This is a genomic window from Alkalihalobacillus sp. FSL W8-0930, from assembly GCA_037965595.1.
Classification (GTDB): domain Bacteria; phylum Bacillota; class Bacilli; order Bacillales; family Bacillaceae_D; genus Alkalicoccobacillus.
In genome coordinates this window covers 1959049-1982458 of record CP150183.1, presented here as the reverse complement: position 1 = coordinate 1982458, position 23410 = coordinate 1959049, and the positions used below count along the sequence as shown (strand labels likewise).

Annotated in this window: 39 protein-coding genes; 38 read left to right on the top strand and 1 reads right to left on the bottom strand. The window is 41.3% G+C overall.

Annotated elements, in window-relative coordinates; translation table 11 throughout:
- Positions 1 to 16 precede the first annotated feature (16 nt).
- From NSQ54_10585 to NSQ54_10500, 18 genes are all read left to right on the top strand, one after another.
- Complete coding sequence (locus tag NSQ54_10585) at positions 17 to 385, top strand: hypothetical protein (GenBank protein WYP24784.1); 369 nt, start codon at positions 17 to 19, stop codon at positions 383 to 385.
- A 142-nt stretch (positions 386 to 527) separates the two neighbouring features.
- Positions 528 to 698, top strand: coding sequence for a hypothetical protein (locus NSQ54_10580; GenBank protein WYP24783.1), 171 nt, complete (start codon positions 528 to 530; stop codon positions 696 to 698).
- Positions 695 to 862, top strand: a complete 168-nt coding sequence (locus NSQ54_10575) for a hypothetical protein (protein ID WYP24782.1) — start codon at positions 695 to 697, stop codon at positions 860 to 862. Before NSQ54_10580 ends, NSQ54_10575 begins: the two co-directional genes overlap by 4 nt.
- Complete coding sequence (locus tag NSQ54_10570) at positions 859 to 1059, top strand: hypothetical protein (protein ID WYP24781.1); 201 nt, start codon at positions 859 to 861, stop codon at positions 1057 to 1059. The genes NSQ54_10575 and NSQ54_10570 overlap by 4 nt, the downstream gene beginning before the upstream one ends.
- A gap of 94 nt (positions 1060 to 1153) precedes the next feature.
- Positions 1154 to 2230 carry a RecT family recombinase gene (locus NSQ54_10565; GenBank protein WYP24780.1) on the top strand — a complete coding sequence of 359 codons (1077 nt, stop codon included), beginning with the start codon at positions 1154 to 1156 and terminating at the stop codon, positions 2228 to 2230.
- A gap of 206 nt (positions 2231 to 2436) precedes the next feature.
- A complete protein-coding gene (locus tag NSQ54_10560) occupies positions 2437 to 3708 on the top strand; it encodes a hypothetical protein (protein ID WYP24779.1) in 1272 nt (423 codons plus the stop codon).
- A 15-nt stretch (positions 3709 to 3723) separates the two neighbouring features.
- Positions 3724 to 4329, top strand: a complete 606-nt coding sequence (locus NSQ54_10555; GenBank protein WYP24778.1) for a DUF6011 domain-containing protein — start codon at positions 3724 to 3726, stop codon at positions 4327 to 4329.
- Positions 4329 to 4505 carry a hypothetical protein gene (locus NSQ54_10550; GenBank protein WYP24777.1) on the top strand — a complete coding sequence of 59 codons (177 nt, stop codon included), beginning with the start codon at positions 4329 to 4331 and terminating at the stop codon, positions 4503 to 4505. The genes NSQ54_10555 and NSQ54_10550 overlap by 1 nt, the downstream gene beginning before the upstream one ends.
- Complete coding sequence (gene ssb, locus NSQ54_10545; GenBank protein ID WYP24776.1) at positions 4502 to 4957, top strand: single-stranded DNA-binding protein; 456 nt, start codon at positions 4502 to 4504, stop codon at positions 4955 to 4957. Before NSQ54_10550 ends, ssb begins: the two co-directional genes overlap by 4 nt.
- Before the next feature lie 26 nt (positions 4958 to 4983).
- Complete coding sequence (locus NSQ54_10540) at positions 4984 to 5517, top strand: Holliday junction resolvase RecU (GenBank protein WYP24775.1); 534 nt, start codon at positions 4984 to 4986, stop codon at positions 5515 to 5517.
- A 91-nt stretch (positions 5518 to 5608) separates the two neighbouring features.
- Entirely contained in the window at positions 5609 to 6091 is a 483-nt protein-coding gene (locus NSQ54_10535) for a hypothetical protein (GenBank protein WYP24774.1), read from the top strand.
- Positions 6092 to 6099: 8 nt separating this feature from the next.
- Positions 6100 to 6264: a hypothetical protein gene (locus NSQ54_10530; GenBank protein ID WYP24773.1), complete on the top strand. Its 165-nt coding sequence runs from the start codon at positions 6100 to 6102 to the stop codon at positions 6262 to 6264.
- A 4-nt stretch (positions 6265 to 6268) separates the two neighbouring features.
- Positions 6269 to 6511: a hypothetical protein gene (locus tag NSQ54_10525; GenBank protein ID WYP24772.1), complete on the top strand. Its 243-nt coding sequence runs from the start codon at positions 6269 to 6271 to the stop codon at positions 6509 to 6511.
- A 15-nt stretch (positions 6512 to 6526) separates the two neighbouring features.
- Entirely contained in the window at positions 6527 to 6901 is a 375-nt protein-coding gene (locus tag NSQ54_10520; GenBank protein WYP24771.1) for a YopX family protein, read from the top strand.
- The gene (locus NSQ54_10515) at positions 6894 to 7079 is read left to right on the top strand and encodes a hypothetical protein (GenBank protein WYP24770.1); all 186 of its coding nucleotides are present in this window, start codon (positions 6894 to 6896) and stop codon (positions 7077 to 7079) included. The genes NSQ54_10520 and NSQ54_10515 overlap by 8 nt, the downstream gene beginning before the upstream one ends.
- The gene (locus NSQ54_10510; GenBank protein ID WYP24769.1) at positions 7076 to 7654 is read left to right on the top strand and encodes a hypothetical protein; all 579 of its coding nucleotides are present in this window, start codon (positions 7076 to 7078) and stop codon (positions 7652 to 7654) included. The genes NSQ54_10515 and NSQ54_10510 overlap by 4 nt, the downstream gene beginning before the upstream one ends.
- Positions 7651 to 7845 (top strand): hypothetical protein, encoded by a 195-nt coding sequence (locus tag NSQ54_10505; protein WYP24768.1) that lies wholly within the window; start codon positions 7651 to 7653, stop codon positions 7843 to 7845. The genes NSQ54_10510 and NSQ54_10505 overlap by 4 nt, the downstream gene beginning before the upstream one ends.
- A gap of 13 nt (positions 7846 to 7858) precedes the next feature.
- Positions 7859 to 8251: a hypothetical protein gene (locus NSQ54_10500; GenBank protein WYP24767.1), complete on the top strand. Its 393-nt coding sequence runs from the start codon at positions 7859 to 7861 to the stop codon at positions 8249 to 8251.
- A 12-nt stretch (positions 8252 to 8263) separates the two neighbouring features.
- Here the strand turns inward: NSQ54_10500 and NSQ54_10495 are convergent, their stop codons facing one another.
- Positions 8264 to 8440, bottom strand: coding sequence for a hypothetical protein (locus tag NSQ54_10495; protein WYP24766.1), 177 nt, complete (start codon positions 8438 to 8440; stop codon positions 8264 to 8266).
- A gap of 534 nt (positions 8441 to 8974) precedes the next feature.
- Here NSQ54_10495 and NSQ54_10490 point away from each other — a divergent pair.
- The 20 genes from NSQ54_10490 (at position 8975) to NSQ54_10395 (ending at position 23232) form a co-directional block, all read left to right on the top strand.
- Positions 8975 to 9727 carry a phage regulatory protein/antirepressor Ant gene (locus NSQ54_10490; GenBank protein ID WYP24765.1) on the top strand — a complete coding sequence of 251 codons (753 nt, stop codon included), beginning with the start codon at positions 8975 to 8977 and terminating at the stop codon, positions 9725 to 9727.
- 27 nt (positions 9728 to 9754) lie between these two features.
- Positions 9755 to 9955 carry an XtrA/YqaO family protein gene (locus tag NSQ54_10485; GenBank protein ID WYP24764.1) on the top strand — a complete coding sequence of 67 codons (201 nt, stop codon included), beginning with the start codon at positions 9755 to 9757 and terminating at the stop codon, positions 9953 to 9955.
- Complete coding sequence (locus NSQ54_10480) at positions 9952 to 10698, top strand: UPF0489 family protein (protein WYP24763.1); 747 nt, start codon at positions 9952 to 9954, stop codon at positions 10696 to 10698. The genes NSQ54_10485 and NSQ54_10480 overlap by 4 nt, the downstream gene beginning before the upstream one ends.
- Positions 10699 to 10799: 101 nt before the next feature.
- Positions 10800 to 11087 (top strand): sigma factor-like helix-turn-helix DNA-binding protein, encoded by a 288-nt coding sequence (locus tag NSQ54_10475; GenBank protein WYP24762.1) that lies wholly within the window; start codon positions 10800 to 10802, stop codon positions 11085 to 11087.
- Between the two features lie 143 nt (positions 11088 to 11230).
- Positions 11231 to 11743 (top strand): YfbU family protein, encoded by a 513-nt coding sequence (locus NSQ54_10470; GenBank protein ID WYP24761.1) that lies wholly within the window; start codon positions 11231 to 11233, stop codon positions 11741 to 11743.
- An 85-nt stretch (positions 11744 to 11828) separates the two neighbouring features.
- The gene (locus NSQ54_10465; protein WYP24760.1) at positions 11829 to 12416 is read left to right on the top strand and encodes a terminase small subunit; all 588 of its coding nucleotides are present in this window, start codon (positions 11829 to 11831) and stop codon (positions 12414 to 12416) included.
- Positions 12406 to 13983 (top strand): phage terminase large subunit, encoded by a 1578-nt coding sequence (gene terL, locus NSQ54_10460; protein WYP24759.1) that lies wholly within the window; start codon positions 12406 to 12408, stop codon positions 13981 to 13983. The genes NSQ54_10465 and terL overlap by 11 nt, the downstream gene beginning before the upstream one ends.
- Before the next feature lie 6 nt (positions 13984 to 13989).
- Complete coding sequence (locus NSQ54_10455; protein WYP24758.1) at positions 13990 to 15525, top strand: phage portal protein; 1536 nt, start codon at positions 13990 to 13992, stop codon at positions 15523 to 15525.
- A complete protein-coding gene (locus NSQ54_10450) occupies positions 15518 to 16438 on the top strand; it encodes a phage minor head protein (protein WYP24757.1) in 921 nt (306 codons plus the stop codon). Before NSQ54_10455 ends, NSQ54_10450 begins: the two co-directional genes overlap by 8 nt.
- A 23-nt stretch (positions 16439 to 16461) precedes the next feature.
- A complete protein-coding gene (locus tag NSQ54_10445) occupies positions 16462 to 17559 on the top strand; it encodes an XkdF-like putative serine protease domain-containing protein (GenBank protein ID WYP24756.1) in 1098 nt (365 codons plus the stop codon).
- Positions 17560 to 17589: 30 nt separating this feature from the next.
- A complete protein-coding gene (locus NSQ54_10440; GenBank protein WYP28536.1) occupies positions 17590 to 18522 on the top strand; it encodes a phage major capsid protein in 933 nt (310 codons plus the stop codon).
- Positions 18523 to 18525: 3 nt separating this feature from the next.
- Positions 18526 to 18921, top strand: a complete 396-nt coding sequence (locus NSQ54_10435; GenBank protein ID WYP24755.1) for a YqbF domain-containing protein — start codon at positions 18526 to 18528, stop codon at positions 18919 to 18921.
- Positions 18921 to 19310 (top strand): DUF3199 family protein, encoded by a 390-nt coding sequence (locus NSQ54_10430; GenBank protein WYP24754.1) that lies wholly within the window; start codon positions 18921 to 18923, stop codon positions 19308 to 19310. The genes NSQ54_10435 and NSQ54_10430 overlap by 1 nt, the downstream gene beginning before the upstream one ends.
- Positions 19307 to 19651, top strand: a complete 345-nt coding sequence (locus NSQ54_10425) for a DUF3599 family protein (GenBank protein WYP24753.1) — start codon at positions 19307 to 19309, stop codon at positions 19649 to 19651. The genes NSQ54_10430 and NSQ54_10425 overlap by 4 nt, the downstream gene beginning before the upstream one ends.
- Complete coding sequence (locus tag NSQ54_10420) at positions 19648 to 20169, top strand: HK97 gp10 family phage protein (protein ID WYP24752.1); 522 nt, start codon at positions 19648 to 19650, stop codon at positions 20167 to 20169. The genes NSQ54_10425 and NSQ54_10420 overlap by 4 nt, the downstream gene beginning before the upstream one ends.
- On the top strand, positions 20166 to 20630 hold the full coding sequence (locus NSQ54_10415; GenBank protein WYP24751.1) for a DUF6838 family protein: 465 nt from the start codon (positions 20166 to 20168) through the stop codon (positions 20628 to 20630). The genes NSQ54_10420 and NSQ54_10415 overlap by 4 nt, the downstream gene beginning before the upstream one ends.
- Positions 20623 to 20904 (top strand): hypothetical protein, encoded by a 282-nt coding sequence (locus NSQ54_10410; GenBank protein ID WYP24750.1) that lies wholly within the window; start codon positions 20623 to 20625, stop codon positions 20902 to 20904. Before NSQ54_10415 ends, NSQ54_10410 begins: the two co-directional genes overlap by 8 nt.
- The gene (locus NSQ54_10405) at positions 20904 to 22226 is read left to right on the top strand and encodes a phage tail sheath family protein (GenBank protein ID WYP24749.1); all 1323 of its coding nucleotides are present in this window, start codon (positions 20904 to 20906) and stop codon (positions 22224 to 22226) included. The genes NSQ54_10410 and NSQ54_10405 overlap by 1 nt, the downstream gene beginning before the upstream one ends.
- A complete protein-coding gene (locus NSQ54_10400; protein WYP24748.1) occupies positions 22227 to 22673 on the top strand; it encodes a phage tail tube protein in 447 nt (148 codons plus the stop codon). It abuts the gene before it with no gap.
- 64 nt (positions 22674 to 22737) lie between these two features.
- Positions 22738 to 23232 carry a phage portal protein gene (locus tag NSQ54_10395; protein WYP24747.1) on the top strand — a complete coding sequence of 165 codons (495 nt, stop codon included), beginning with the start codon at positions 22738 to 22740 and terminating at the stop codon, positions 23230 to 23232.
- The last annotated feature ends 178 nt before the right edge of the window (positions 23233 to 23410 follow it).

Sequence of the window (23410 nt, the reverse complement as noted above, 5' to 3'; positions counted from 1 at the left end):
TAAGGAGTGAGTGTAAATGAAGTCTAGAGCACTTAAAGCAATGAACGAAAGAGAAATGAAGATCATCCTGGATGCAATGGATAACCGATCTCACGAATTAAAAGGATGGGACAAGCGTCAGTTCGACTTGGACTACGAGAAGGTGAAGAGGGATCTTCAAGCAGTTGAATTAGATGGTAGTGGAATGAAGCAAATTTACACTTGTTTAAACCGAGTGGCGAATATCAATTTATCAATGTATGGACCAAATGTACACGACTTGCAAAGAAAAGAATTATACAATCTCTCGTTAAAAGTGTTTATCAGATTTTATAGGTTTCAACAGAAGAATTCTCCATTAAAAAAAGCACAAACTGCTGGAACAGTTCATGCTTTCGCGAGGTAATTCTTCATTTGGATAACTTGATCATAGCAAATAATGGTTAAGACGGCAAGCTCAGCTTTGCCGTGAGGCTCATAATCCCCCTGTTGTGAGTCTCACGGTGCAGCTGCACCAGTTCTTTGAAAATTAAAAAGGAGTTGTTCTTATGCAACCAGTTACTTTAGGACGCGTTGTTTCAATAAGCGAAACGAAATCGACTGTACAGGACGTTGTTGAACTGCTTAAAGGCGGTCCAAAAGAAAAGAAAGTGGAAGAAGCTAGCAACATTCTTGAGTCGCTTTTAGATGATCTTTCTTATACAGGAGGTAAACGATGAGAGAGCTATCTAAGAATCGTAAAACAGCAAAAGTACTGTCGCTCTCATTAGCAATGTTGCAGTTATCGCATATTAATCAGACAACTGATCAGGAGTTACAGGATGCTTGCTTAGTCATTTTAGATCAATTCAACGAACAGGAAATGGAGGGACCAAAAGGATGAATTGCTTAACGCCAGGAGGTCGTCACAAGGTACTGGGGAAAGGTGAAACATTTTACCTTTACAATCACGTTGCTGTGTTAGGAATCGATAAGGGGTGCACTCAGGTGGCATTTCAGCTTGATATCACTCCGATTGAAGCTGAGCGTATTTTCTTTATCATGCACAAAGAAAAAAGAGCCCATCAGATAGCGGTCTGAGGACTCTTGGGGTAATGCCTATACGACTTATAACTACTAATAGTATAGGCTTTCCTGATCAAGATTGCAAATACGTTAACAGGAGGTCCTTAAATTGGCAGAAGAAACGACAGAAACAAAAGAATCAAAAGAAACTACGGCTAACCCTGGAGAACAAAAAGAATTATCTCAAACAACAGGAGGCCTACTTAATTTCTCGCAAGACCAAGTTGAAAATATCCGTAAAACAGTTGCAAAAGGGGCATCCAATGCAGAATTAGAGATGTTCTTACATCTATCACATCGTTATCAACTGGACCCGCTCGCTAAAGAAATTTGGTTCATAAAACGACCAAAGAAAGTTGAACTTAGTAAGGGTAAGTGGGATTTTCCAAGGTTGGCTAACGGGGAGATTGATTATTCAGGTATTGATCCAATCATAATGGCCAGTAGAGATGGATATACAAAAATTGCACAAAAGGATCCCGAATTTCTAGAACTAAACAGCTGTGAAATACGCCTGAAAGATAAATTCTCATTCAATCCAATGACAAAAGAGATCCAGCATGAAATTTCATCAGAAAGAGGACTAATTACCGGGGCATGGGCCATTTGCAAGAAAAAGGGTAAAGAGCCTGCCGTCGCTGTAGTGGACTTTGCTGAATATAGAAAAGCGGTAGGTAAAAACCCCGTATGGGACAACTATCCTTCAAGGATGATTACCAAGGTTGCTGAGGTCATTGTTTTAAAACGTCTATTTAACATCAGCGGTTTAGTGACAGAAGAAGAGATGCCACGTGAGTATTCGTTGGATTACGATGATCCGAACCTTAAAAGACTTTCTGATAACCATCCTCACAAGGATTCCGCTATCGATCCGCAACAAAACGATCAAAAGAATGATCAAAAAGTTGTTGATGAAGAGTGGAAACAAGCATCCCAAGCTATAAAACAATTGAAAGAGCAGTTGGGGTTAGATGAAGGGAAGATGCATTCCATTGTTTTGTTTGACCTAGCAATTGACGCTAATCCACGCAATTGGAACTTAGCTGATATCAAAAAAGTTGAAAAGCATTTGCGTGCTGAATTAGCCAAGAAAAACGAGGAAACACCGCAAAATACAGTAACAGATGATCCTTTCATTAATTATGAACATAACGCTGAGCCGCCACCAGAGGGACCAAATGAGTAATCAAAGGGTTGCTATCCCAACTTGTTATTACTCTTTTTGTAAAGACTCGGAGAATCGTGCAGAGCTTTATAGAAGCTACGTGGTGTCGTTTTTAAAGAAATACCATCCTAAGCTAGAGCTTGTGAGGTTAGAGCCTGTCAAAGCAGGCTCCCGACCTTATGTGGTATGCAAGATGGCTGAAGATTAAAAAGTAAGGGGGTCTATGGATGTCCGACACTTATTTCAGAGTGTTTTCAGGGCTACTGACACAAGAACACCGAGAGCGCATAGGTAAGGCCATATGGACGTATTTGTGGCTACTACACCGCATAACTGACGAACCTGAGCATGACGGTGAGAGGTCGGGCAGGGTTCTGTATGGTCGTCCTGTTTCTTATGACCATATTGGAGAAGAACTTGGACTTTCAAAATCAACTGTTCGAAGACAATGCGAGGCACTTTTAGAGGCGGATTACATCACGATGCAAACAACAACAAGAGGTAGCATTTTTAATGTGAAACGTTCGAAAAAGTGGAAAGATCCCGATCCCAATCGTGCCAGAAACGTTTCAGATCGTGCCGAAAATGGCACGGTTGTAGAAGCAAAGTGTGCCGAAAATGAACCGGATCGTGCCGAAAATGGCACGCGTGAAAATTCAAATCGTGCCGAAAATGGTACAAAGCGTGCCGTTTTTGAATCAAATCGTGCCGAAAATGAACACTCCATTATAAACAATATAAATAAAAACATAAATTACAAAGAGAAAAAAGAAAAAGAAGAAGTAAAAGCTGCTACTTCAAATTCTTATTCCTTTGAATCTATGAAACAAGAAATCTTGAATGAATTCATTCGATTACGTGCTCATGGTCTTCAAACGTCACCTGTTGATTCAAAAGCTGCAGATGAAATTGTTAAAGCAAATATGAGCTTGCTTAAAATTAAGCAATATATGCAGGAATGCTTCGACACATACAAGCCAAAACACGGAAGTGCTCGAATCAATTCACTTTCCTACTGCGTGGGCTACATACTAGATCGACATCATCAAGAGAGCTCAACTACAGGACGAGAAGCTATGGAGCTAGCGCAAGAGTTTCTGGAGGGTGTTAAACGGATCGTACCGGATCACTCAGAGCCCAACATGAACGCCTGGGCTGCAGATATGCAAAAGATACTTGATAAGGGCAAATCACCAGAGCGGATAAGGGAAGTCATGACAGCTGCTCGAAACAATCACTTTTGGAGTACGACGATTATGACTCCACGCGAATTGGATGCGAAGTTTGAGAAAATGGCCGGTTTAGCAAGTAAGAATGCAGAACCAAGAAAAGCCAATGAGCGCAAGGACGAAATGCCTAAATGGTTTAGAGAAGATAAGCAAGATAAAACAAACCAAAGGCAATCCTCGCCAATGTCACCTGACGATAACAAAAAGGCATTTGAAAACATGTTGGAAGAGCTTAGAAAGAGTAAGGAAAACCGCCAATATAGCCACTAAGAAAGGAATGAGATCGTGGATTTCAAACAAAAACAACTGATTAATGCACTTATTGCAACGAAGATTCATGGTTGGACAAACGTCACAAAGACCGGAAGTACTTCAGCTGTGAGTTGGTTTAGGAAGAACGGTGAATCAGTAAGCCGAATGGCTCAGTTCAACCCTGTAGAGGATCTTAACCAAGCGATTGAAGCAGCAGAAAATATGGGAGAGGTTCGACTAGAATTTAAGCCAGGCTTTTTACACCAAGCAATTGTCGAACCTTATCAGAGAATTGGAGCAGATCAGCTGGGAACCGGCGAAGGTCCAACAGCAAGCTATGCTCTAGTACAAGCCATCCTAGCAGCTGCCGGAATCATGGTGGATCAATTTCAGTCAGCTGATGATCTACTTGTCAAAGGTGTTGTGGATGACGAAGGAACGCTGCATTACAAATGCTTAAGGTGCAATCATCCTCTTAGGTCCAGACGTAGTCAGATCATTGGATATGGTCCTGAATGTTTAAAGAAACAGCAAGAAGAGCCGGATTTAATCGATTTACTGCAGCAAGAGCAAGATCGTAAAGCCTGGTTGAGTGATGGGAACTTCATGGATGAACTAACAAGAAAAGAGGCGATCTGATGATCCAGGTAAATCATACGTCCACTGGCGTTATTGTACTTGTAAATGACAAGGAAGCAGGTTTTATCATTCCGTTGGGAGCTAGTTTTATTGCGAAGGTCAATGGCACAGATGAGCTTTGTAACAGCTTCTCGCAGGCCACTAATTACATACGTGAGCAGGTGAGTACATCATGATGAATTCAGTGTCGTTGGTTGGTCGTTTAACTAGAGATCCGGAGTTGAAGTATACGCCAAGCGGTGTAGCTGTCGCTACTTTTACATTGGCCATCAATCGTCCTTTCCAAAATCAGCAAGGGGATCGTGAAGCGGATTTTGTGCAGTGTGTCGTCTGGAAGAAACCAGCTGAAAATGCAGCTAATTACTTGGGGAAAGGTTCTCTTATCGCTGTTAACGGCAGAATTCAAACCAGGTCTTACGATAATAACGAGGGCAGACGCGTGTATGTTACAGAGGTTGTTGCAGAGAGGATTTCTTACTTAGAGTCAAAAAGCTCTCGATCTGAATCACAATCGCCTGCGACAAATTCAAATCAACCCAGTAACAACACCAGAAGAGGGTATAGTGACGATCCATTTGCAAATGACAGCGGAACAATCAATATCTCAGATGACGATCTACCGTTCTGACCAACTACTACGAGAGGAAGTATCCAATGACCCATTTTAAGCACTTAAAATCGCAAACAGGTCAAGCTTTTGAAAACCTGGTGAACATCATTAACACTCAATACACAAATCAACAAATTGCACTCATAAACAAACGCCCTACCCCAGTTACAGTTGTGAAAGCAAAGGGATTTAAAATCCTTAGTGCGTTCTTTGCTGAGAAATCCACGGTTGATTATGACGGCGTATATAAGGGGAAATCAATCGTTTTTGAAGCAAAAAGTACCATTGAAACTCGTTTTCCTTTAAAGCTTTTAAAAGATCATCAAATGAAGTACTTGCTCAATGCTGAAAAACACGGTGCTGTATCATTCGTCTTTATTGAATTTAGCAAAGTGCGTAAATACTTTTATTGTCCGGTTTCTTTTATAAATCACTATTACATCAAGTCAAAAGAAGGTGGCCATAAAAGTATCCCTATAGCTGATTTTGATATTTACGCTTTTGAAGTGGATCGGGGTCGCGTGTCATTAGACTATCTTGCTGTGGTGGATCAGCTGCAGGAGAGTGAATCGTCATGAAGTATGTAGGGTGGATTTTATTCTTGATCATTGGCCGGCTATTTTTAAAGGCAGTGAAAGAGCATGAGGACATTTTGGAAGGTGATAAGTCATGAAAGGACTTTGTATCGATCCAGGAGGGACAACTACTTTAACCCAGGGTAAAGAGTATTTCCTTTTCCCCAGTGGTCCCGCTCATTTCTATGTATGTAAATTCGATAATCCTAAAGCTCATTTTGGTTGTTATCAAAAATACCTCTTCCAAGTGATAGAGGAAGAAGCCCCTCAACGTCCGCCTGAACCACCCAGGATTAAAATTGATCTAACAATGGGTGCGGTTTATAAAGCGTTTCTTGTGTGGGTGCGCATGAAGGGCCATCGGGACTTAGAAGGAAAACACTATTACGTTAGACAACATAAAACTCAAAGTACCCAAGTCCATATATACGATGATCCTGAATGCATAATTGGCCGAGGTACTTTTCAGAAATATTATTTCATAGATTATGAGCTTATTGAGTCAAAAAATGAGGAAGCTGAAGTTGAACCGGATGCCTTTCCTGAAGAAGATTGGGAACAAATGAGTTTGTTCTAGGAGGATATATGGCCAAGCAATATATGAACATTAGTAAAAGCGATAAAGAATTCATTATGATGACCGGCAAGCTATTAGCCGGCAAAGGGTATCACAGAGCAGATGTGGTCCTCTTGCTTCTTGAAACCTTAGATAATCCCGACAAGGTGAGGTTTGAACATGAAGAGGGTTGATCTTTTGGAGAAGGTGTTAGAGCTCACGGAGCAACCAGGTAAGTTAAAAGAAGCGCAGGCTTTAGCAGCTGGGGAAGGTATTCATCCTCATATGCATGAAGGTAAATCTGGTTTAAACGAAAATCAAAAGGTTGAATGGATAATCGGGCAATTGATAGATAGTGATATTTATCAGTTTATGGAAAGTCGATCAACAGTAATTCAGGTAAGCCAGAGCCCATTAGGTAGACACTTGCCACCATTCTAAATAAGGAGCTAAAAAATGAATATTAAAGCATTCGATCCAGATCGTGAAGAAATGTATGGAGATGGCATGATGTACGGGAAAGAAGAGCTTATGGATGACAGCTTAAGCATTCGTTTTGAGCACTTTGAGTGTGATGAGCCAGTCTTCATGTACGGATCCGGAGTTCACGATAAAAATGAAAAAGAGATTTTTTCAGATGACATTTATAAAGACTCTCTCGGTCGTGTTTATCACGTGAAATTTGATTTAGACAGAGTGGGTTTCCATCCATTTGCTACGGACGATGGATGCGGTTGTTGCTCGGATGAATATGTAGCAGAGCCTGAACGTGGAGAAGTGATTGGTAACGTCCATCAGCATCCGCACCTACTGGAGAAAGCCAATGAGTGAGTGGATTAAGTCCCAACTATCTTCGTACACAGAAGATCAATTAAAAATCATTGCGGATGATGCTGAAAGCCGTATCTCAAGCCATGCTGTTGGCGGGTTTCATCAACCGGAGTACGTGCAAAGGCAGCAGTCAATTATAGACGCGGTACAAAACGAATTAGGGAGGCGTAAAATTTGAGTAAATGTAAAATTACCAATATTGAAAAATCTGAGAAGATCGATGAGTGGGGCATTCTTCAGATTAACAATTTAAAGGACACTTTCTTCCGTTTTGATTTAATCGATGGAAAGCTGCAGCTAGACACTTCTTTTTTTGTAAATAAAGAAGGAGAGATATCGGAGAAAGATCTTTCCGAAGAATCTCAGCTATATAAAGATGTTTTGCAGGCTCTTAATGAGTATTACAGAAACGTGCCAGTGATTGTGTTTAAGAATAAAAGTAGGGATGACCGTTATCTGGCTTCTTCAATGGATGAAGGTGATTGTAATGATGAAAACTTGGACATCTCCCTCGATAACATACAATCAGGATTCATGTTGTGGAGACCTGATTTACAAACTCCTCCAGATCAATCTGATGTAGAGAGTTTGAGGGCGGGATCAGAGGCTCTGAAAAAACATGTTCGAGATCGATATGGGTCAGATTCAGCTGTAAGCTTCGATGTAGAAAATTGGCTGAAATACTACGATCCAGTAAACATTGTGGTTACGAGAGACCAGTTCGACTATGCCAAGCAACTAATTATAGGGTGAATGATGAAATTCAAAGTAAGAAAAAATTTGACTGTATTTTCGAAAGCAAAACAGAGGACGAGCTTATCTACGTAAAGTATGAGGATCTTGATGGATACATTCATTACGAGTATTCATGGGATGGCACCCAACAGGATTACACAATGACACCAGTTGAATTATATAGGTATTATAAGCGACTTATTTTATGAGGAGGATACATGGATGGACAAGCAACAACGGTTAGAAGCAATCAATAAAATTATTAAAGCCATTGGAGAACGAGGCAGAGGGTTCTTCTCAGACAAGAAGGGCAACGTAGCTCATTTCATTTTAGTAGGTGGTCAACGTAAAAGGCTTCATTTCAGAAATGCAGATGGTACTAATGTGAACCCTTATGATTTGCGAAGAGATTATAACTTTCAGGGCGGAGGGACTTTATGGGCCTTAGTTCATGATTTCAAAGACTTTATATTACTCGGGGGTCATACGAACGGTAAACACGGTTACGGAGGTCTTCTCGCTTCTGGATGGGGTTATGCAGATCACGAAATGGACGAGATTATAGTACTGGCCAGAGAAGTTGGCTTTTTACGCCAGTTGACTACGACTGTATAGGAGGGCAATGTATTAGCCCTCCTCCTCCTTCTTTTTCTTTTTTTCTTCTTCATCAGCACCGAGCAAGAAGAAGGTAGCAGGTAATGCTAGGTAGATCCAAAAGAGACCGGGACTTGAACCCATAAAATAATTTAGTGCACCGATTATAAGCATAATTATAGCGATTATGTAATATGTGTTCATTTTCATATTTTCACCTCAATAAGTGATACGGATTAAATCGGATCAAGTTTCAAAAAAATGATTTTTATAGGAGAGGTAGACGATAGATGCAGATACTTGTGACAAATGTAATGTCACAGATGTTGGAACCTTACCAAGGCTTATTGATCAAGATGATGGCTCAATTGAAGGGGATAACGATAAACTTCACGCTAAATGCAATAAATGTGGACATATATGGATAATCGTTTATATCTAATATTTAACCGACTTACACCTTAGTGTAAAATTATCGTCTGCTATACATCTTGGGCGCAATAAATACCCACACAATTATTGTTGCTATAAACACACCAATTACGCTGTACCAATTGATATCTCTGTTCGTGATTAACGGCATTATAACAAATACAGCAGCGGTTATTAAAGCAAGTATCGTGTTGTCTACCCATTTACCGAATCGATACATGATTAACCCTCCAGTTTATTGTTAGAACTCTCTACCCTGCGAGGTGCTTATAAAACATTGGAGGTTGTACTAAACAAAGAGGAGGAATTGAGATGACTCAGTTAGTGTTTATTGAAAGCAATCGAGTGGTTACGGACAGCTTGACCATAGCAGAGTCATTTGGTAAATCGCATGACAAGGTTATGAGGGATATTCGTAACCTTGAATGCAGTCCCGGATTCTCACTCGCCAATTTTGGAGAGTCAACTTATGAAAATGAAAGAGGCCGCACGTATAAGAGATACCTCATCACGCAAGATGGGTTCTCCTTCCTAGTATTCGGATATACCGGGAGTGCGGCAGCTGCATTTAAAGAAAGATACATTGCTGAGTTTAATAGAATGCGTGGCCAGCTGCAACAAGCAAATGTTGGGTCCTATATGATTGAGGATCCTATTGAAAGAGCAAAGCGCTGGATCCAGGAACAAGAGGAAAAGCGAGAGATTGAACAGAGGGCAGCACTCTATGAGGAAAAGGCTAATTATGTTGATGACATCCTCAAGTCCAAAGCCACTGTTACAACAACGCAGATAGCCAAGGATTATGGCATGTCGGCTATGCAGCTGAACAGAATACTCAAAGAAGAGCGTATTCAATTTAAACAGAAGGGCCAATGGCTGCTTTATGCTAAATACCATAACAAAGGATATACAAAGTCTAGGACTGTTGACATACAGCGCTCAGATGGTCGTGACGAGGTCGTTATGAATACTCAATGGACGCAATCTGGCAGACTTTTCATCCATCGTATTTTAGAGCGCAGAGGTAAGATTGCATTAATTGAACAGGAGCTGCAGTACGGATGACAACTAGATTAAGATGGAGGGACGTACATGCGGTTAAAAGAGGTTGAGATAAATTTACAATCTGGTAAAATAGAATTAAATACTTTAGAACTAGACAAGCCTTGCATTATCGTTGTCTCTGGCGGGAGAGTTCGGATGACTGAGCTCCCCCCTCACGGGGATACAACAGTGGTTACACACCAGGGCAAGGTGAAGCGTGTTAGATGGGATGAGGGTGAGGAGTTTTGAGGAATGTATTAGACATTGATATGGATTTCTTTTTGAAAGAGATACCTTATTCAATTCCAGCGGGTGAAAAAAGGGTTGATGATGAGTATTATCCTCCTTGGGAAGAAAAAGATTTTAGAAATTTCCTCGAAGAGAATTGTCTTTTATCAAAGGAGAAACCTACGCGAGGGAAAATAATTAAACATCATGACGAAGCCTTTCATCTCTTTAAAGAAAAAATAGAACTGGGTCAGTTAGCTAAGCCATTTCGGTTAACTCATATTGATGGTCATTCAGATTTAGGGTTAGGCGACTCTGGTTGGGTATACATATCACAAGATCTTACTAAATATCCTATTGCAGAGAGAATAAATAATCTTAAACTTTCTGAAGTTAAATACTCAAATTACGTCGCTTACTTATTGGCACTAGGATGGGTCTCTGAAGTTGATTTCATTACCCCTCCTGACTTTAATTTTGAAGACTTCTTTGTACTCTATGCGAAAGATTTAAATGAACATACTGGTTTTTTTGAATTCAAACATTATGGTAAAGAGTATTCTTCTATGGAGATAATTGATCGAGCAGAAGCACTCTTACCCACTACAAAAGATCCATTAATACCTTTTAAATATACTGAAGGGGATGATTACTGCGCAGAAGATAAGCCAGATTTCGTTGTATTTTGCCAATCTCCAAATTATACCCCAAAGACCGCTGATTATATGCTCGATGTTATTAAAGAATACATCATAATTGAATAAATGTTCTACCAGCCAACTGGAGGACACTGAAAGATTACGGACGCAGGCCGGGGGCCAAGAGGGACATTGATAGAAGATCGGTTTACGAATTGACGTATCATATGGATCCTAGCATTCTTGAGAACTATGCAAGAACGGTTGAGCCGTTGGAGGAAGAACCAGTTCAGGAGTTATCTGAAGGGGACAAGCTGCGTATAGAGGATGCCTTGTCAGTATTAACCGAGATCGAAAAAGATGTATTTCTCATGTATCACGTGCAGCAATTATCTATGGAGCAGATTGCTCAGTACAGGAACGTGAAAAAAACGTCGGTTCAAAACCAGTTAGAGCGGTCAAAAAAGAAAATAAAAGAACAGACTTCATGCAGCCTTTTTGCCTTCGCGGTATAAAAGGCTGCTTTCTTGTGGTACGGTTGCCCGCTATAGGTAAGAGTACAATTCGAGATTAAATGTCTCAATATTAATATATTTGGAACTTATAAAAGCAGGATAACGTATTTTGCTGTCGAATAAAGGGAGCGGAGGTGTTATTTATGAAATTAAACAAGCAGGAAAGGTTAATATTAATAAATCAATATCTAATTTTGGAGAAGCTAGATCCTTCTAACGCTGGTGATTTGGCGCGTTATAGAGAGGCTTTAGAAATGGGTTATTCAAGGCATTATGCAGAACCACCGAATGCAAGCTTACATGAGGAAATGTCCTTGGAAAGATGTGATTTAGTAATTGAGATCTTAAATATGTATAGAAACTTAATTTTCTCATCCCAGAAATTGAACAATGGAAAGAGTGATGTCAAGTTTTCTGGTTTTGATGGAAACGAGGCTTCTGAAAACGATATGTTAATTTACGCGGATTACTATGTTAGGGATCTAAGTAGGTTCAAAGAAATAGAGGAAAATTTGGAGAATGAGAACTCTTTTAATAGTCATTTCCCGATGTTAGAGACTTATAAAAACATGCTAGAAGTTTACAGGGGGAAATTAGCTCGTAATAAATTTGGGAATCTATCTGAAGACGATATTAAAGAAATAGAAAGAGCTTAATGCACAAACAAAGAGTCATCCAAATGGGTGGCTCTTTGTTCTGATTTCTCTAGCGGATTATATTAAGGAGGCGGGTGTATGTGACATGAAAGAATTAAATACAAAGCAGGAGTTGTTCATAAAAGAATACCTCCAATGCTTTAATGCGACAAAATCAGCAATAGCAGCTGGGTATAGCCAAAAAACAGCACGATCACAAGGGCAACGACTGTTGACAAATGTTGACGTAAAGAAAAAAATTGACTTCGAGATGTCCCGCCTCCGTGAGCGTATGGCCGAAGATGCAAATAAAGCGTACGCGATGCTTTGGGAGCAACTACGTGATGTAGAGGAGCTCTTGCACCGTGATCAGGAAGCAGCTGCTGAACTAGATCGTTTAAATAAAAAGATGACTCATCTCGAGGCAGCTCCTGAAGAGTATCGAAATCCTATTCAGGCAATGAAAACTGCCACCGCCGAGATGCAGGAATGGTTCCCTTATCGATTGAAGCAGCACAATTGGCTCAAGGCTCAGGAACTTCGTTCCCACTTGCTGCAGGATATCCTTGATCGCGCAGGATATAAAGCGACTGATCACGTTGAGATCAAAGGCAGCGTGACCACACATAATTACGATTTTAGTGGTCTAAGTGATGAGGACCTTGAGAAGGCGTTGAAGAGTTATGAGGGTTAGAGCTCTTTATGAGGAAAAGCTTCGGCGTGTACTGGAGCGTCGTGTCCTCAATTCGAAAGAGAGCTTTTGGGAGTATTGCAAGACGAGAGCTCCTGACTTTTATAAGGATGAGCGTTGGTATCTGCGACTTTATTCTGAGACGCTGCAGGCCTTATATGATAGAAAGCTAACTAAGGCTTACTTTTATTCGTTAGCGGCTGATATAGCACCGAAGTGGTTCATGCATGAGTTTGATTGGGGCGCAATTCCCGATAGCGATGAACCCTTTACCAAGTTAATAATCAATATGCCACCGCGTCACGGGAAGTCCCGGACGCTTATTTTGTTTTGTGAGTGGTCGTTCGGTCGAGATCGTTCGAACAAAATTATCACAGCTTCTTACAATGAAGATATGGCAACTGATTTTTCTAGATATACACGTGATGGTATAGCAGAAGAGAAGAATTCTGCAGCTGAAATTGTGTACTCCGATATCTTTCCGGATACCAAGATTAAACGAGGAGATTCATCTTACCGACAGTGGTCCCTTGAAGGCTCGCATTTCTCGTATAAGGGAGCTGGTCTCGGTGGATCGGTGACAGGTAAAGGTGGAAACATCCTTATTGTTGATGATCCAGTTAAGAATGCCGAGGAAGCCTACAACGAGCGTGAATTAGATAAGCAGTGGCGTTGGTATACGGGTACCTTCTTATCTCGTTTAGAGGAAGATGGAGGACGACCAATCGAGATCGTCAATATGACGAGGTGGGCTAAGAAAGACATTTGCGGTCGTATCCTTGATGGTAACGGTCGGAACGAATGGTTTGTGCTGCGTATTGAGGTACAGAGTAAGAGCGGAGAGATGCTTTGTGAAGACCTTCTCTCTAAGCACAGATACGAGTATTTTAAAAAAGAAATGGACGAGGCTGTATTTTGGGCTAACTACCATCAATGTCCGCTTGATCAAAAAGGGAAGCTGTACACCAGCTTTAAAACCTACGATCGACTTCCTGCTGCAGAAGATGGCAGCAGTCTTGCTGAGCAAGTATTTAATTACACCGATACAGCTGATGGCGGGGACGATTATCTGTGCTCAATTGTGGCGCAGGAATACCAAGGTTACGCCTACGTTGTCGATGTCCTATATACACAAGAGGGCATGGAGGTAACAGAGGAAGAGACAGCAGATCAGCTGTATGAACACAGAGTAAATAATGCTTACATGGAATCGAACAGTGGTGGAGCTGGATTTGTTCGTAGTGTGAATCGAATCACTAAAGAGAGGTATTTGATATCTCCAACAATCTTTCACTCATTCCACCAAAGCAAGAACAAACAAGCTCGTATCTTGAGTAACGCAACTTATGTAATGCAACGTGTGCTGTTCCCGTCTGACTGGAAGAACCGTTGGCCGGAGTATTACAAAGCGATGAATGAATATCAACGTCATGGTAAAAACAATCATGATGATGCACCGGATACTACAACAGGCATTGCAGAAGTACTGCAGCGCAGAATCAAGGTTCAGGATAAACCGAAAGGCAGACCTAGCAGACCACGTCCTTCCGGACGTAGAGAGAGGAGGTAAAGCCCATTGAGTAAAGTTGGTGCAAGAGTAATTAAATCAACGGTCAGTGGTTCGTCAAAGCAGATGTACGAGGATGAATTCGAGGGTCTATACGATCTAGGCATCATTGAACCACCTTACAGTTTTAAAGAATTAAAGAATATAGCGGAGTATTCTTCAATCCTGCAGCAGTGCATCGATGCGTATAAGACAAATATAGTTGGATTTGGTTTCCAACCAGCATATACTTTTGACTTTAACGCCGATGATGTTTCATCCGAAAAGAAAAAACAAGCTGAGGATGAGTGGGTGAGACTTGAGGAGTTCATCAAATATCAAAATTTAGATGAGAGCTCCGAAATAGAATACGGATACATGCTAGAAGATCGAGAAAAGACCGGAAATGGATTTCTCGAAGTGATTCGAGATGGATTGAATGTACCTGCAGAGGTCGCCTATATGGATGTTAAGTATACGAGAGTCTGTAAGAAAACCATTCGGACTCAAGTTCAGACGCAGATTATGCAAAATGGCAAACCGGTTACTGTAACAAGGTGGCGTACATTTAGAAAATATGCTCAAATGATCAATGGTAAAACAGTGTATTTTAAAGAATTTGGCGATGAACGAGTGATGGATATGCGCACTGGAGAATTTGATGAGAACACTCCTGAAACGTTCAGAGCAACTGAAGTTATACATTTTAAAATAGGAAGCGGCACTTATGGTGTGCCGAGATGGATCGGTCATCTATTAAGTGCATATGGAGCTCGTAAGGCAGAGGAATTAAATTACCTTTACTTTAAGAACGGGCGACACATTCCTGCTGCAATCCTTGTTGAAAATGGACAGTTAACGGATGAGGCATATAAGAATCTTCAAGATTATATGAATGATCTGCAAGGCAGTGATAACGCACATAAGTTTTTATTGTTAGAAGTTGATGGAGTAACAGAGGATGATAGTCTGAAATCTGATGGTGACAAAAAATCAAATGTGAAAGTTGAGATAAAAAGTCTGGCTGAGATGGTACAGAAAGATGCTTTATTTCTTGAATATGATGCAACTCATCGTAGCAAGTTTCGTTCATCCTTTCGCTTGCCTCCTCTCTACACCGGTGAGGCAGATGAATACAATAAAGCGACAGCTGATACCGCTCGGAAAATTACTGAAGAACAGGTGTTTCAACCTGAGCGAAATGCTATTGCAGGTAAATTGAACACACTCTTTTTACCTGCAATAGAGATAAATTTAGCAAAAATTACGCTTAAAGGCCCTGATTTTCGTGATCCGCTTGAAATTGCAAAGGTGCTCATGCCTTTTGTTAATGCACTTGCAATTGCACCGAACGACTTAAGAGACATTTTAGGCAAAGTGCTTGGAAAAACATTAGAAGAGTTTCCAGAGGAGTTATACAATCGTCCGGTGGCTAGGAATAGTCAAGGGTCTGTCACACCAAGTCTGCTGCCATTGCAAAAATCTAATGGATCTCAGCAGCAGAATGAGTTGGTCTCCATATTGAAGGATGTAAGGGACCTTCTTGAGGATGTCAAAAATGGCTAATGTCATAAGGCTTCTAAAAAACATTAACTCATTTATTCGTAAAGAGACAGAGGATGACCAATCGCTTGGTGATGATCTGCCTGTCTTCCCGGGTAAGGACAAGGTTGAGGAATTAGTTGAGGATTTCGAAACCACTGTGGCGCGTCTTCTGAGAAGGCAGCGTAAAAGGTATTTAGATTTACTGAGCTCATTTGTTGCTAAAGATGATGGGGAAACGCTTCAAGCCATACTCTCGTACCTGCAGAGTGAATTTTTTGATGCAGATTTGTTTGCTGCAGAACTAGCAGAAGAGGCTTCTCGTTTCCTTCAGATGACTATAGAGGAGTTCGCTGGTGTAATTATGGATGCCATTGATCAAGACATACAGTTTGAAGTGCTTTCTTCCCGATCAACCACATGGATTGAGGAATGGTCGGAACAATTAGGAGAATTAATGCAGACCTCCAGTCAGAAATCAGTCGAAAAGATCTTTGTAGAGGGAATAAAAGAGGGTCATGGAATTGGCAAAATTGAGTCTGAACTTGCGGAGCTTCCTGATTTCAGTCGTGATAGGGCAAGGAAAACAGCTATAACAGAAGTCCTAACGGCCTCATCGGTTGCTCATCAAGAGAGTTTCAGTCAATCTCCTGCAGTTACAGGCAAGCGTTGGAAGCATAGCGGTGTGAAAAGCATTACGCCAAGACAGAATCATATGGCCCTCGATGGAACAGTTGTAGGAGTAGACGAGGATTTTGAGATTCCTGATAGCGGTGAGTTTGCTCAGCATCCTAGAGATACTAGGCTGAGTGCTAAAGAACGTATAAGTTGTCATTGTGTCCTTGGTCCCGAAGTGGATGAGGACATTTTTGGATTGAGCAAAGAAGAAAAAGAAGAGATACGACGTCAGGCTCTCGAAGAGCTTGGCGTCTCTTAATTTTGAAAGGAGGTGAAACAAAAATGCCGAGAGAGTTAACAAATGCTCAGATCACTCATGTGTCTTTGGTAAACAAAGGGGCAAATGGTAAGAAGTTCGCCATTATGAAATCGGACAAGCAACCTGACTTTAATAAAGAAGTCAAAATTGTAAAGTCCAATGAGGAACAACAGCTTGTTACTGGTGTTGTTTATGAACCTGATGTGTTGGACGCTCATGAGGATTACATGACAGCAAGCGAGATTGAAAAAGCAGCTCATCAATTTCTTTCTGATTATCGTCAAATTGATAAGCAGCATGACTTCACTTCAAACGTCGGTGAGGTCGTCGAGTCTTGGATTGCTAAGACTGAAATGAAGCTAGGTGATGAGGACATCTCAGCCGGCACGTGGGTTATGACCGTTAAGGTCTCAGATGCAGACAGCTGGGAATCTATTAAAAAGGGTGACGTAACAGGATTTAGTATGGCTGGTCTTGCTGAAACCATTGAGAAAAGTGATGGTACGACAGGAACATCAGACAAATCCGAGAAGAGTCTGTTTAAAGTTTTGAAAGAATTCTTTACTGGAGAATTGATCCAAAAAGGCGCAGTACGTGAGAAATATAAAGAAAATCAGAAACAACGCAATTTATGGGCTGCGTGGGGTGCTCTTGAGTTAGAATTTGACCAATCGCGCTGGGATAACCGCACTCCGGATATCGCAGACTTTCAAAGAATTAAAGATGCTGCAAGTGAATTTGCAGAGTTAATCAATGAAATTGAGACACAGGAAGATATTCAAAAAGCTTTGGCCGATAAGGTCCAGAAGGAGGAAAACGATTTGAAACCAGAAGATATTACCGCAGCAGTAGCGAAGGCGTTGGAGCCTGTGACTGCTCGTATTGACGAAATAGAGAAGCAACAAGAAGAGAACAATCCAACTGATCCTGAAGGTGGTACAGGCGATACCAACGAGGATTTGAGCGAAGTTGTGACAAAAGCCGTTGCTAAAGCGATCGAGCCTGTATCTGACCGTATCACGAAGCTTGAAAAAGCCCGTGGTATTTCCAAGCAAGATGATTCAGATAACAACAATCCAAAAGAACCAGTTCAAAAATCAATGTGGGATGGCTTGTTCTAAGCCGAAGAAGGGAGCATTTTCATGTCAAGAATGACTAATCAACAAATTATTGAGAAAGCGGCTATGACGCTGAGTTCTCTCCAAACGGGTGGACTAATGAATCCGACTCAAGCGAGTAAATTCATTAGAATGATCCAAGACACACCAACAATTCTAAAAGACTCACGTGTTATCCCTATGGATCATGACACACAAAAGATTGAGAAGATTGGGTTTGGACAGCGGATCCTTCGTCCTGGTGCTGAAGGAGTGCCACTATCTGAAGATCAAAAGGCAGTGCCAACCACCAGTACAGTAAATCTTAACGCAAAAGAAGTTATTGCTGAGATTAATATTACCTATGACACGCTAGAAAATAACATTGAGAAAGAGAGTTTAAAAGATACTCTCATGCAGCAAATCGTTGAACGTGCTGCCGTTGATATTGAAGAGTTATTGGTAAATGGAGATAAAAGTTCTAGCGACCCTTTCCTAGCTCAAATTAATGGCATCCGAAAAAATGCGGTGTCCCATATCGTTGATGCTCAGTTAGAGCCAATTAGTAGAGGGATTTTCAAGCGTGGTTACAAAGCTATCCCAGCTAAGTACATTCGCGTTCCTCAAGAGTTCCGATTCTATACTTCTCCAAGTAATTCTATTGAGTGGATGGATAGAGTCGCTGACCGTCAAACTAATTTAGGAGATTCTGCAGTACAAGGTGGACGTTCAACTGCATTTGGTGTTCCTGTTCAAGGTATCGCAACTATGCAACCTTACGAGATCAATGATGGAGAAGCGGATATTTCAGATATTATCTTGACACATCCGAAAAACATCATCACTGGGTTCTCTCGTAACATTCGTATTGAAGTAGATAAAGACATCCGTGCTCGTAAATTTATCATTGTGCTTACTGCTAAATTGGACAGTGTATTCGAGGAAGAGGATGCTGTTTCAAAAATTGTTAACGTGAAGGAGATGTAATACATGTTTGAAGTCACGTTAGATCCTAAAAAGGGTAAGTCATTTGACGTGGGGGGGACTATCTTTAAAGCTGGTGTCCCTCGTTCTGTCTCAGATGATTTAGGGGAGTATCTTAAAGGGAACGAGTTCTTTCTGGTCTCGCGTTCAGATTCTGATAATTTTAAGGATCATGGAACGCACACCAAGAATGAGGGTAATCAAACTCCTTCTGGTGAGAATGGAGAAAACAATCCTCCTGGATCGTATACCGAGAAAGACTTATTGAAGTTAAAACAAGCTGAACAAGAGGGAATCATTCAATCTCTGAACGGTGATCCTGGTCAAGCGAAAAACGCTCAAGAGCGTGTTGCTTTAATCCTCAAGTTGCAGGAGATCGCACAAGAAGCGGGTCTTGAGTAATGTTGGTTACTCCAGAGGACGTTCGAGCATACTCAGTGTTTGCGAAGGTTAAGAAAAGAGCAGATGAGCAGCTTAGTAACGATATTCTTGAAGCAACCGTTGAGGTGGAGAACATTGTTGGCCATGATTTCTCAGATAAAGAGTTGTATGATCCGCTTCCTCATAAGGTGAAGCTTGCTCTTTGTAAGTTGGCTCAGTTTTATGCGCTGTATAATTCTGATGAATCTCTCACAAAAGGCTATAAATCTGAGAGATTCGAAAACTATTCGTACACGCTAGCGGATGGGGAAACTATCAGAAAGCCGGATCTATCAATCTTGCTGCGCGATTATATCGTTCTACCTATTCCAGTAGAGAATAAACCTAGATTCAGGATGCGTCCATTATGAGCTTAGAGAATTTTCTTGTTCATACATGCGATGTGTATAGGTTAGCCGCCGTAACTCCGAAAAAGAGTTACGGTATTGAAATTGAGCAGCCTAACCAGTTCTCAGAGGAGCCAATTAGTAGCGGTGTTCCTTGTCATTTTCAAGAGCTTACTCAAGATGTTGTGCAAGGGCAGCCGCAGGCAACCTTTTTACAACGTATGAGAGTTACGTTCCCTGCAGGTACCGACATTAAGCTAAACGATACAGTTAAGTGGTCTGGTGCTTCCTATAAGCTGCAACAACCTAAAGATGTTAGGGGGCATCATATCATTGTAACGGCAACAAGGAGTGATACGTTATGAGTAAGAAGGGGTTTGCAGGGTTAGACAAGTTTATTAAAAGCGCAAATAAGGCAGCAAAGAGCGGTGTGAAAGAGGAGATAAAGCTTTGGGGTGAAGCATCTGCATTTCAATTCTTAGATGAGATTCAGAATGAAATCATCCGTACAAAGACGGTTGATACCAGGCGCTTGTTAAATAGCTTTGGTAAAGGTGATTCTGATAACGTGTGGTCTGTCAGTAAAGGCGGACTGACGTTAGAGGTTGGAACCAACGTGGAGTATGCTTCTTTTGTTAACGATGGCCACTTTACAGTTGATCCAAGTAGCGGTAAAGATCGACGGTGGGTACCAGGCCGCTGGACCAACGGTCGTTTCATTTACGATCCTTCTAGTAAAGATGGAATGCTGCTTAAGATCAAATGGGTGGACGGTACCGGTTACTGGGATAATGCAAATTTCATCTTTCAGAAAATGTTTGAACGGTCTTTGGAAAAGAAGCTGCAAGGATGGATCGACAGCACATTTGAGGGTAGAGCATGAATGAGAACGCATTACACCCAGAAGTTGCAGCAATTGTCCGGTTCCTTCTGGAACACTTCCCATCAACCGTTTATGTGAATGAGGTACCACAAGATTTTAAGGTGCCGTCTTTTTATGTACCTCCCTTGGCCTCATTTGGTGGTGGGGCATCTTCGCTCAGTACCTACTCAAAGTCATATACGCTTAATCTCAAACTGTTTCACTCAAATCAGCCTTTAGCTGTGAGTGTCGCAGAATCGCTCCATGACGAATGCGAACGAAAAAGGATGTATATGCCTATGATTGACGATAACGGTGAAGAAATAGACAATTTCGTTCGAATTAGCCGTATCGATGTACGGCCAGGTGACGGTGCATCAGCAACAATGGTTTTTCAATGGTCGAGTCCTTACCAATATGTACGTCCAGATTACGTGAACATTGAGAATTTTACCCTAGAAGGAGGTATGAAAAGTGAGTAATAGAGCATCAAGCAAAAATAAAGCCCTGACCAAGGAAGATTTGGTTGAGGCAAAGGCAGTAATTCAAACTGAACCGGAACCGGTTCAACCGAATGAACCAAAGTACCACATCATTCAATTAAGAGAGCATTGTCGAGAAGCATTTGGAGTCAATCCAGAGGTTTTCGATGGTGCTCTTTTTGATTGCAAAGATTTACAGATTACAAAAACTGATGCGAGAAAACGAGTTGATGAGTTTCTAGCTCGTGATCTTAGCAAGGAGGCGAAAGCGTAATGAATGGTGGAACATTTCAACCTGGTGTCGAAAAGACGCGTCCAGGGATTTACACACGTTTTACAGAGAAGGCCCAAACGCGCATTAGTGGTAGCGATCGAGGTCGTGCTGCACTGCCAGTGATCTTATCGTGGGGTGTCCCTAACAAGATCATTGAAATTTCTAGCGATGCTGATGCGATCAATAAGCTAGGAGTAGGGTTATCTGATCCGAGTATGCTTTTAGTGCGTGAAGCAAAGAAACGCAGCAATACCGTACTTGTATATCGTTTGAATGATGGACAGAAAGCTACTGGTTCAATTGGTCCTGATTCTTCTGTATCTGCAATCTACGGAGGGAAAAAGGGTGAAAGCATCATGATTCGTGTATCTCCAAACGTATTGGATAGCGAATTATTTGATGTAGAGACATTCTTTGATGAGGCTCAGGTGGAACGTCAAACGGTTGCTTCTGCTGCCGATTTACAATCAAATGCCTACGTTGAGTTTCGTGGTACCGGTTCATTAGATCCAACTGTTGGTGTCTACCTGCAAGGTGGTTCTGATGGAGCTGTGACACCTCAGGCTTATGCAGGTTTTCTATCTGCACTCGAGACAGAGAGCTTTAACACAGTCGCTTTCCCTGTGGCTGATGAAGCGTTGAAAGTTACTGCAGCATCATTCATCCGTCGTATGCGCGAAGAGGTTGGTATTAAGGTTCAGGGCGTTATCGCCGACTATAACGGTTCATATGAAGGTATTATCAACGTCACTAGCAGTGTTCAATTGGACGCTGGACGAGTTTTAACTAATCCGGAAGCTACTGCATGGGTCGCTGGAGCAACGGCAGGAGCGAGCACTCTACAAGCTCTCACATCTGTTGTATACGAAGGCGCAGCAGATGTATCAGTACGTTTAGATAATGCTGAAATCGTCAAGCGCTTGAAGAATGGCGAGTTCATCTTCACGTTTGATCCTGCGGATCGCACTGTTAGTGTCGAGCAAGATTTGAACTCTGCTGCAAAAGGGAAATTCGCTAAGAATAAAATCGTCCGTATCATTGATGCGATTAACAATGATTTACGTTCTGGTATTAAAGCGATCATCCTTCAGGCTAAGCAAGGTGGAGCGGATATCCCTGGTAATGAAGATGGAGAGTCTATCATCCGTACAGGGATTGTTCAGTATATGAATGAGTTGCAAGCAGCTGGAGCAATTCAAAACTTCGATCCTGAAGAGGATGTGGTTGTTTCACTAATGTCAGGTGATAGTGTGATGGTGAAAATCGCTGTACAACCTGTAGACTCTGTTGAAAAAGTATATCTTGATGTGGAGGTGAGCTAATTGACATTTAAAGCGCAAAATATTGTTAGTGGTAAAGAGGGGCGAGTATTTTGGAATGGACAAGAACTTGCTCAAGTAACCAACATTGAAGCGAACGTCGAGAAAGAAAAAACTCAAAAGAAGATCTTAGGACGTGTCATGTCGGGAAATAAGACACTTGGTGCCAGTGGTTCAGGTACTATGACACTGCACAAGGTTACTTCTCAATTCGTAAAAATGATGGTTGATTACAAGCGTACTGGTATTGACGAGTACTTCACTGTTGAAGTCGTCAATGACGATAAAGGGGCGCGCCGAGGTACTCAACGTGTGACCCTGTTTGATGTGAACATTGATTCTGTGCGAATTGCTGCACTCGATGTTGATTCAGAGGGTCTTGAGGAAGAAGTGCCATTCACATTCGATGACTTTGACATGCCACAAGGCTTATCAAATAATTTCCGTTAATCAAAAGGGCTTCGGCCCTTTTTTATATTAAAACTAAACTCAAATAAAAGGAGCATGATTGAATATGACTGAAGATCAAGGTTACAAAGTAAACGAAGAGGTAGAAGCAAAAGAAGAGGAAGCAGAACTATATGATATGTCTTTCTTCTTATCAGGGAATGAAGCTAAGGCACCGAAAGAAAAAGCAATTATCACACGTCGTTTCAAAGATCAAAATGGAGAACCGATTCCTTTTGTTTTTCAAGCGATCTCTACCGAGCGGATTGAGGATTTACAAAAGTTCCATACGAAAACAATTACAAAAGGTAAACGTCGTGGCCAAAAAGACTTTGATAACGAACGTTTTTCAGCAGCAATTGCGGTCGAATCCACTATCTATCCTAAATTTTCAGATGCTAAAATTCTAAAATCCTATGGTACTCAAGATGCGATTACTGCAGCTAAAAAAATGCTTTCAATCGGTGGGGAGTACAGCAACTGGATTGACCGGGCAATGTTAGTTAACGGTTATGGCGAAGAGTCTGAGGATGTACAGGATGAAGAAGCAGCAAAAAACTAATTAAGTCAGGGGATAAAGATGCCGTCTTTTCACATTACATGTTAATGGTGAAAGGATGGGATCCCTCTGAGGTCTTCAATGTATTGACTGGTGACAAGAAAAGAAAGGCATTTGTTTTCGCTTCATTGTCTATTGAAATGGAACAAAAGGAAAAAGAGAGAAAAGAAATGGCTAGAAG